This is a genomic window from uncultured Oribacterium sp., from assembly GCF_902481605.1.
Taxonomy (GTDB): Bacteria; Bacillota; Clostridia; order Lachnospirales; family Lachnospiraceae; genus Oribacterium; species Oribacterium sinus.
On sequence record NZ_CABSXI010000082.1, the window covers coordinates 1 to 9,142 of the forward strand.

The following is a 9,142-nucleotide window of genomic DNA, read 5'->3' on the forward strand; positions in this document are numbered from 1 at the left end:
TCAGCAAGTAGAGCTTTCAGGTGGGTGAGATTGGAACTTGCGATAAAATATGCTCTGTCAAGTAATCGTTGGCAACTCTATCATACAGACTAATGAATGTCTTGCTTCGGCTTAGGCTTTGCCTCAAAGACACACTACGTTTCCTACTCGCTGCACTCGCTTTTTCACTCAGGCTCCTGCGCAAACTCACCCTTCGGGCTCAAACATGCGCCCGCCTTCGTTGCTAGAGTGCAGCTCCCTACGGAAGCCTAGTGACCGTCTTTTTCGTGCATAGCCTAAGCCCTCGCAAAGATTCCTTAATACCTCGTCATAGAAAGCAAGTTCCTGCGATCTCCTCTTATTTCAGTATCGTAGAAATCCAAAATCAAAGCGGCAAATGCTATGTAGACATGAAAGAGGAAAACCAGAGCCCGTCAGAACTTGTAGAAAGCCGTTGTAGAGAAGCACTGTAGAAATCCATAATTGAAGCGAAGGATGCTGTATAGGCAGGAAAGAGGGCAAACTGTGCCCGTTAGAACTTGTAGAAAGCCGGTGAAGGGAAGAACTGTAGAAATCCAAAGCCAAAGCGAATGAAGCTGTATGGATATGAAAGAGGGTAATCTGAGCCCGTCGGTACTTGCAGAAAGCCAGCGAAGAGAAGAGCTGTAGAAATCCAAAGCCGAAGCGAATGAAGCTGTACAGGTATGAAAGAGGGCAATCTGAGCCCGTCAGTACTTACTGAAAGCGAGCTATGCGAAGCTTGAAGTTAGTACTGCTACGACGGCGAAGTTAGCGGGAGCGTGCCCGATTTCATACCTGTACAGCTTCTAAGCGTAGCCTTTTATCATTCTACAGTTCTATACTACGTGGCGAGGTTGGCGCAAGCGTGCCCGCTTTCCTGCCTATACAGCATCGGAGCGCAGCCCTTTTCTTCTCCTCTTTCTCTCCGAAAGATACACAAAGCAATTCTTAAACAGCCTAAGTTCAATGGCTAGCATCCTTCCCAGGGGTACCCCTCGGAAATCCACTTTCTTCATTTCTTTTCTTTCCTTTAAACCTTTAAAGATACCCTTTCGATAGGCCTTTCCATAGCCCTTCTTTTGGAAGTAAAGAGCCTTAATCAAAATTCCCAGTAAGAAGGGCAGGAAATTCAGAATTTTCAGCCCGAGAGGAAAGTTTTTATAAAGCAGGAAAATAGAATTTCTGGCAGAAAGCTCCACCTTAAAATCGCTGTATTTTCCCCCGCTGGTTCCGGAACCCACATGCTTACAAAGGGCAGTGGGGCAGTAGTAAACGGAATATCCCTTCCACTGGGCTCGAAAGGATAAGTCCACATCCTCCAGGTAGGCAAAATGCTTTTCGTCAAAAAGTCCGGTTTCTTCCAAAAGAGGAATACTGTATAGGGAAGCTCCTCCGCAGGCGGAAAATACCTTTTCGGCCTTAGTCCACCGGGAGGCTTCATCCTCTAAACCTCTTTGGAAGGGAAAACCTAAGAGACACAGTTCGTCCCCGGCATCATCCATCAGGCTGGGGTCATGCATCTTTACCATTTTGGAGGAAAGGGCAAATACCTTTTCTCCTTTTTTTTCTTTTTCTTCCATAAAAAGCAGAAGCTGCTCCACAAAGTCAGGAGCTACCTCCGTATCGTTGTTTAAAAGCAGGGCATAGCTAGCACCTTGCTCCTTGGCCCAGAGTATTCCCTGGTTCACTGCAGTGGCAAAACCTGTGTTTTCCGTATTTTGAATCAGGAAAATCCGCTCCGGATCCTGCTCCATCCAATGGCGGATTTGTTTTTCACTGTCGTCCTTAGAAGCATTGTCCACAAAAAGAATAGAAAAGTCCTGCCTACTTTGCGAAAGCAAAGCAGGCATGCACTTTTCCAAAAAATGAGCTCCATTATAGTTTGGTATAACGATGGTTGTTTTCATTTGTTTGTCCCTTAGGCATTGGGTTCAATGATATTTTCTTCCGCTTCCTTAGCCACTTCCTTCTTGGAATCGGCTACACTCTTGGCATCCTCAGCACTTTGCTTTCCCGCAACAACAGGATCGGTAGGATCGTAGTTCTGCTCTCTGGGAATGGCCTGCATGATGGCATCCTTTTCGATGGGACCCTTGTCCCAGGCGTCGGAATACACATTTACGGGGGTTCCGTTCTTACAGTTTTCGTAGACCCACTGGGAATCTATGGCTCTTAAACGGATACATCCGCCGGAAATAGCCTGATCGATAAAGTTGTAGTTGATGGCATCAAAGCTGTGGGGGTCTGCCTTTTCATACAATAAGGAATGAATCAAAAATCCCTTATAGAAACGGGAGAGGAACTGGGTGTAGCAATCCTTATGCATGAAGTGCCAACGATATTTCTGGTAAATCTTGAAAGTACCAAGAGGGGTATCCGGTCCCACACTACACATCATGGTCTTATAAGGAATAGTGAATTTTCCTTCCTCGTCCTTGGTCATCACATAGAGGGTTCTGGTTTCTTTATTAATACGGATGCTGTAGGCAGCCTGCTTACCCATAATCGGCTCTAAGTCCTTTAAGGCAATACCCTGTTCGTTTAGGTAAATGCGATAGCCGTTTACGACCTTCCAGCCTCTCTGGGCAACACCGTTTTCAAAGTAGTACTGGTTGGAATCCGGGTCAAAGGCATAGCCGGTATAGGGACTGTTGTCGGCGGTTTGATACTTAGGTTCTCCATTTTCAAAATAGAGTCCCTCCTGATATGCACTGTCTAATGCCTTCCCGCGCTTTCCGCTAAATTCCACACCGTTTTTCCATAGGGCAATCTTTAAGCCCACAATGTACTTGTCTCCGGAAAAGCTTCCGCAGGCTTCTCCGCTTTTCGCCCAATCCGTTACGGTACCGTCACTTAATACTGCACGGTAGTAGATTTCTCCCATGGTATGGGTATAACCCTTAACTCTCAGCATGATAGCGGTAACGGTTCCCTTATCCGGGGTGGTTTCTCCGGATGCCGCCCAGGGTCCCCAGGAGCCGGAGGGAGAATAGGTACGATAATACCATCTTCCTACGTTCTGGTGCTCCAGCATGATTCGCTGGAAGCCGTTGGGACTGAAGGTAAAGGACTGGTTGTCCTGACTGTAGCCGTAGTCAATACGCTCTCCTGCGGAATTATAAATATAGTAGGTTGCCAAAGGTACCAGATTTAAAACGGGGTCAGCGGCCATATCTCCGGCATGATCGGTGGTCATAAAGGGACGAATGGCATCTACGGTAAGCTCTGTTTTTTCCAATGGTGCGGATTCCTGCACGGTGGCATTATTCTCTCCGCTGTTATTCTGGGAAGTACCGTTTGTATTCTCTCCGACATTGCTGCTTCCGGAATCTGTATTTCCGGGGCTTAGGTCGGTACTATTACTTCCTTCTACAGGACCCTGAGAAATTGAGGGGGCATTTTCCTCTGTATATACAATGGCGGTATTTTCCGTACCCTCTACAGGATTTGCCAAAGCAAGAAAGGGCTGTGTTGCGGAAATACTCATTAGTGTAAGAATGGCAGCGAATTTTTTCGCTTGATTCATAGTCAACCTCCTTAAATTCTAATATACCTATGAACCTTAACACAAAAACGCAAAAAGAACTAGGGAGCATTTACATTTTCATGGGATTACTATAGAATTGTAAAAATCTCGACAGAATTTAAGGAGGAAGTAATGAAAAAGAAAGAAGAACTCTACGTTACAAAATCAAGCCTTCCTCCTTTGGAGGAATTTCTTCCCTATTTGGAAAAGTTATGGGAAACTCGTCTTTTAACCAATATGGGAGAATTTCATGAACAATTTAAAAAAGAGCTTTCCGACTTTCTTTCCGTGGAAAATACGGAGCTTTTTGTGAATGGTCATGTCGCTTTAGAGCTTTTGATTGAAAGCCTGGGAAAGAAGGGAGAAATTATCACCACCCCCTTTTCCTTTGCCAGCACCACCCATGCCATCGTCAGAAATGGCTGTACTCCGGTGTTCTGCGATATTGAAGAAGATTTTTATACCATCGATGTAAAGAAGCTTCGCGCCCTGATTAGCAAGAATACGGTGGCTATATTACCGGTACATGTCTATGGGCATATTTGCGATGTGGAGGAGTTGGATAAGATTTCCAAGGAATACGGCATTCCGGTACTCTATGATGCTGCCCACGCCTTTGGGGAACGTTACCATGGAAGAGGAGTGGGAAGCTTTGGCTATGCTTCTATGTTCTCCTTTCATGCCACCAAAGTTTTTCACAGTATAGAGGGCGGTGCGGTTTGCATTGGAGAGAAAAATCCAGAGCTTATGCATAAGCTTTATGCCTTGAAAAATTTCGGTATTATGGGGCAGGAAAGCGTGGAGCTTGTGGGCTGTAACGGGAAAATGAATGAATTTTCCGCATCCATGGGACTTTGCAATTTACGGCATATAGGAGAATATATTAAGGAAAGGGAAAAGCGATACCGGCATTACGAAAGCCTGTTAAAGGACGTCCCCGGTCTTATTTTTCCTAAGGAGCAGGAGGGTGTAGAGAAAAACTATGCCTACCTTCCTGTACGGATTTTAGGAGAGGGAAGAAGAAATCAGATTTTCTCCCTTCTGGAAAAAGAAGGCATTCATCCCAGAAAATACTTTTATCCTTTGATTTCCGACTATGATTGCTATAAAGGAAAGTTTTCGGGGGATGGCACACCGATAGCCAAGAGAATTGCGGAGGAAATACTGACTTTGCCCATCTATCCTGATTTAGATTTTTCCGATATTGAAAGAATTTCCGTTATTTTACAAAAGGAGTGCTCATGAAAAATATTCTGTGTACAGCCTTGGGCTCCTTTTCCACCAAGACGGTTATAGAAGGACTGGAAAAGAAGGGCTACACCGTATATGGTGCGGACTGTTATCCCGGAGAGTGGATTCCCATGGCGAAAAGGGTGAAGGACTTTGCGCAAATTCCCTTAGTACGGGAGGAAGAGGTATATTTGGATAGAATTCTTTCCTTATGTAAGGAGTGGGAGCTTTCCGCTATTTTTCCGCTGATTGATTTGGAAGTGGATTTTTATGAAAAACATAAGGAACGCTTTCAAAAGGAAGGAATTACCCTTTGTATTCCCAAGGGGGATCTAAGTCTGATTCGGGACAAATACCTTTTAAGTAAATTTCTTTCCGACAAGCTGGAAGAGGGATTTTCCGTGATTCCCGGAGAAGAGTATGAAGATTTGGATTTTGAGAATCTATCTTTTCCCATGATTGCCAAGAAAAGAAACGGCCGTTCCTCAGAGGGTTTGTGTGAGATAGAAGATGAGGATCAGTTGGGATTTTTCTGCAATAAGATGTGGAGAGAAGAGGAGAAGAACTACATTTTCCAAAGAAAAATCGAAGGGAAGGTCTATACCGTAGATTACTTTCGAGGTCATGGGGGAACGGATAGAGCACTGGTTCGGAAAGAAAATCTTCGGACGAAGAATGGAGCAGGAGTCAGTGTGGAAATTTTGCCGGAGAAGGGCATTGAAAGGCAGTGCAAGCGGATTGCAGAAGCTTTAAATCTTTATGGTCTTGTGAATTTTGAGTGGATTTACCAGGAGCAGGAGGACTGCTTTTATTTTCTGGAAATCAATCCCCGACCTTCCGGCGGAATAGGATTTTCCGTGCTGGCGGGAGCGCCCTTTGTGGAAGAGGCGGTGGCATTCTATCTTTCTGAAACACCGGAACAGGATGCCGAAGGAGAGAAGGCTGCAGGAGGGCTGTCAGAAACAAAGGCGATGGCGGATTTTGTTTCTCAAAAGCCGGAATCCGGTATTCGTTATGGGTTTTACGGAAAGTATTATGATGATTTTTATCTTTCCTAGCTAAGACAGATAAAAAGTTAAAAATTCTTCTAAGGAGGATATGTTGGAAGAAAAGAAATTACTCTGGATTATTCCCGCTTACAATGAGGCGAAGAGTCTGGACGCGGTGGTGGAAGACATTTTGTCCGTAGATCCTAAGGCGGAATATATTATTGTTTCCGACGGTTCCACAGACGGAACTGTGGAGCTTTGCCAAAAAAAGGGCTATTCCTACATTGCTCTTCCGGAAAATCTCGGCTTAACGGCCTGTTTTCAAACCGGTATGCGTTATGCAGATCAAAGGGGCTTTGCCTTTGCCTTGCAGTTTGACGGTGACGGACAACACCGGGCGGAGGATGTGGAGGCTTTGCTGGAAGAAGCGGAAAATGGCGTGGATATTGTTTGCGGTTCACGTTTTTTGGAAAAGAAAAAAGGAGGCTCTTTACGAGACTTCGGTTCTGCCTTAATCAGCCTGGCTATTCTTTTAAGAACCGGAACAAAACTGACGGACCCCACCTGTGGACTTCGGATTTACGGGCGGGAAGCCATTCTTCGCTTTTCCAGAGAACGAAATTTCTCTCCGGAGCCGGATACTCTGGCCCATTTACTTTTGGCTGGAATGACGGTTTCGGAGGTGCCGGTAAAGATTCGGGAAAGACGGGAGGGAGAGTCCTATTTAAAACCCTGGAATGCGGCAAAATATATGACCAGAGTACTTTTGTCTATCTTATTTTTCGGGAATACAAAAATATAAAAGGATAGAAATAAAGGGAAGAAGAGCTAAGTTTTAAACCGGGAACTTCCATGGAAGTGGAGAGCGTTTATACAAGCGGCACTTTAAAGAATAGAAAGTAGTGTAGAAAAGCGTAATGAGTGTAGAGTTGGTAGGAAAACAGGGAGGGCAGAAGCCTTCTTTTATGAAAAATGATGTGCTTTGGAACGGCATAGGCAGTATGTGTTATGCCTTAGCCTCCATGGTGCTGGCTTTCTTTGTCCTTCGTTTAGGAGGAGAGGAGCAGGGCGGAATCTTCGGCTTCGGGTACTCTACTTTAGGACAACAGTTTTTCATTGTGGCTTACTTTGGGCTTCGACCCTTTCATATTACGGATATGAAGGGAGAGTTTTCTTTTCGGCAGTATAGGCAGTTTCGCAGTCTTACCGGTGGCTTGGCTCTGATTTTTGCTCTTGCTTTTCTTCTTTTTCAGTATTGCACCGGCTCTTATACCGGAGAGAAGGCGTTGATTTTATTTTTCCTCTGTCTCTTTAAAATAGGGGATGCCTTTTGTGATGTGTATGAGTCGGAACTGCAAAGAAGAGGAGTGCTGTATAAGGCCGGACAGTCCATGTTTCTTCGCACGGTTTTTTCCGTTTTGGCTTTGTTGATTTTTCTCGGTATCACTAAAAATCTTTTCTTAGGGGCTATTGCTATGAATCTGGCACAGCTTGTCTCCTTCTTTTTATTCTCCTTCCTCCCCTTAAAAGCTACAATGCCCCTGGGGGAAGAAAAGTGCCTCAGCAGGTCGGATTTAGCAAAGCTTTTGAAGGAGGTTTTCACCCTCTTTCTATCCGTATTTTTAGATTTTTATGTGTTTTCTTCCAGTAAATATGCGGTGGATCAAGTCTATGGCTCTTCCCGTTCAGGCATTTTTAATCTCTTATTTATGCCGGGAAACTTTATCTATCTTTTGGCAAACTTTATTATTCGCCCTGCCCTTCCGCACCTGGCGATACTTTTTCAAACGGGAAAGGAAAAAGCCTTTCGAAAGCAGGAAAAAGCTTTATTTAAAAAGGTGGTATTGCTGTCCTTAGTCCTTTTTCTTTTGGCCCTTATTTTTTCCGGCTTGGCCCTCAGGATTTTAGAGTGGATCCTTGGCAGCAGCTTTTTTGGAAAGTTTACGGGAGAAAGATGGACCTTCTGCATTTTGATTTTGGGAGGTGCTTTTTATGCTCTGGCTAACACGGAGTACTATCTTTTGATTTTAAAGCGAAAGCAAAAATGGGTATTTATCGGCTATGGCATTGCCAGTCTGCTTTCCTTTTTTACGGTAAATCCGGTGGTGGCCAGGGGAGGATTTTTTTACGGAAGTCTGCATTTTCTCTCCATGATGGTCTTTTTGTTCCTTTTCTTCTTTGCTAAGGGACACGGGAAGGGAGAATTTAAGGGCAGTGTATTGACTGTTTCTTCCCCCAAAAGCGAAGAGCAATAGCAGAGCAAAAGGAGAAGTGAAACCCGGAGCGAAAGTAGAAGCCACAACTATACCTTTCTTTTCTTATAAGCCCATGTTAAAATGCCAAAAGGAGGTAGGAAATGCAGGAAAATGCCCAAAGTCAGAAGCGAAACTATGACGTTATCATCCCCACTTACAAGCCGGATGAGAAATGCAAAAGATTGTTGGATGCCCTGGAAAAGCAGGAAGTTCCTCCACGAAAAATCATTTTAATTAATACGGAAGAAGCTTTTTTTCCCAAGTCCTTATTGGAGGGAAGGAATCCGGAGCTTTACCTTGTAAAACATATTAAGAAAGAAGAATTTGACCATGCTTACGCCAGAAACCTGGGGGTATCTTTTTCGGATGCACCTTTTTTTCTTTGTATGACAGAGGATGCGGTTCCCAAAGACAGCTCTTGCACAAAGGAATTGCTGGAAGCCTTTTCCTGGGAGGAGAGGATTGGGGCGGTTTACGCAAGACAGCTTACCGACGAGAAAAGCTCCTTTGACGAGGTGCTTTCCCGGAGCTTTAACTACGGGACAGAGCAAAGGATTTGCGGGATAGAGCAGTTAGCGAAGCTTGGCATCAAATGTTTTTTCCAGTCCAATGTCTGTTGTATGTATAAAAAGGATTTGTTTCAAAGCCTTGGAGGCTTTTCTGAGCCCAGCATTTTTAATGAGGATATGATTTATGCCGCAAGAATGCAGGAGGCGGGGGGAAAAACCGCCTATTGTCCAAAGGCTGAGGTTTGGCATTCCCATCATTTTTCCGCCATGGATCAATTCCACAGAAACTTCGACTTAGGGGTATCTCACAGAGACTATAGGGAGATATTCTCAAAAATTCCTGCGGAAAAGGAAGGGATGAAGTACCTGAAAAAGAGTATAGGAAAGCTTTGGAAGGAGAAGAAGGCTCTTTGGATTCTTCCCTTTTTCTATAAAACCGCCTTTCGTTTCCTTGGGTATCAACTGGGAAAGCGTTATTATAAGCTTCCGAAAAGCTGGGTGTATGCTTTTACCGTGAATCCCCAGTATTTCCGAAAGAAATTTTCCAAAGAAAGGGAAGAACAGTAAGCTATGAGTCCTTTGTTTAGAGTGATTATCATATTGGTTTGCCTGGGAACCAGTCTGTTTTTACAT

At 44.4% G+C, this 9,142-nt stretch carries 7 protein-coding genes; 5 read left to right on the plus strand and 2 right to left on the minus strand.

Annotated elements, in window-relative coordinates; all coding sequences use genetic code 11:
• Positions 1-881 precede the first annotated feature (881 nt).
• The gene (locus RDQ32_RS10130) at positions 882-1,907 is read right to left on the minus strand and encodes a glycosyltransferase family 2 protein (RefSeq protein ID WP_308580353.1); all 1,026 of its coding nucleotides are present in this window, start codon (positions 1,905-1,907) and stop codon (positions 882-884) included.
• Between the two features lie 11 nt (positions 1,908-1,918).
• Complete coding sequence (locus tag RDQ32_RS10135; RefSeq protein WP_308580354.1) at positions 1,919-3,526, minus strand: L,D-transpeptidase family protein; 1,608 nt, start codon at positions 3,524-3,526, stop codon at positions 1,919-1,921.
• Positions 3,527-3,658: 132 nt separating this feature from the next.
• On the opposite strand from RDQ32_RS10135, the gene RDQ32_RS10140 reads away from it, so the two are divergent.
• The 5 genes from RDQ32_RS10140 (at position 3,659) to RDQ32_RS10160 (ending at position 9,076) form a co-directional block, all read left to right on the plus strand.
• Entirely contained in the window at positions 3,659-4,771 is a 1,113-nt protein-coding gene (locus tag RDQ32_RS10140) for a DegT/DnrJ/EryC1/StrS family aminotransferase (protein WP_308580355.1), read from the plus strand.
• A complete protein-coding gene (locus tag RDQ32_RS10145) occupies positions 4,768-5,814 on the plus strand; it encodes an ATP-grasp domain-containing protein (RefSeq protein WP_308580356.1) in 1,047 nt (348 codons plus the stop codon). Before RDQ32_RS10140 ends, RDQ32_RS10145 begins: the two co-directional genes overlap by 4 nt.
• Before the next feature lie 40 nt (positions 5,815-5,854).
• Positions 5,855-6,547 carry a glycosyltransferase family 2 protein gene (locus RDQ32_RS10150; protein ID WP_308580357.1) on the plus strand — a complete coding sequence of 231 codons (693 nt, stop codon included), beginning with the start codon at positions 5,855-5,857 and terminating at the stop codon, positions 6,545-6,547.
• Positions 6,548-6,662: 115 nt separating this feature from the next.
• Positions 6,663-8,000, plus strand: a complete 1,338-nt coding sequence (locus RDQ32_RS10155) for a polysaccharides export protein (RefSeq protein WP_308580358.1) — start codon at positions 6,663-6,665, stop codon at positions 7,998-8,000.
• A 101-nt stretch (positions 8,001-8,101) separates the two neighbouring features.
• Positions 8,102-9,076 carry a glycosyltransferase gene (locus tag RDQ32_RS10160; protein ID WP_308580359.1) on the plus strand — a complete coding sequence of 325 codons (975 nt, stop codon included), beginning with the start codon at positions 8,102-8,104 and terminating at the stop codon, positions 9,074-9,076.
• The last annotated feature ends 66 nt before the right edge of the window (positions 9,077-9,142 follow it).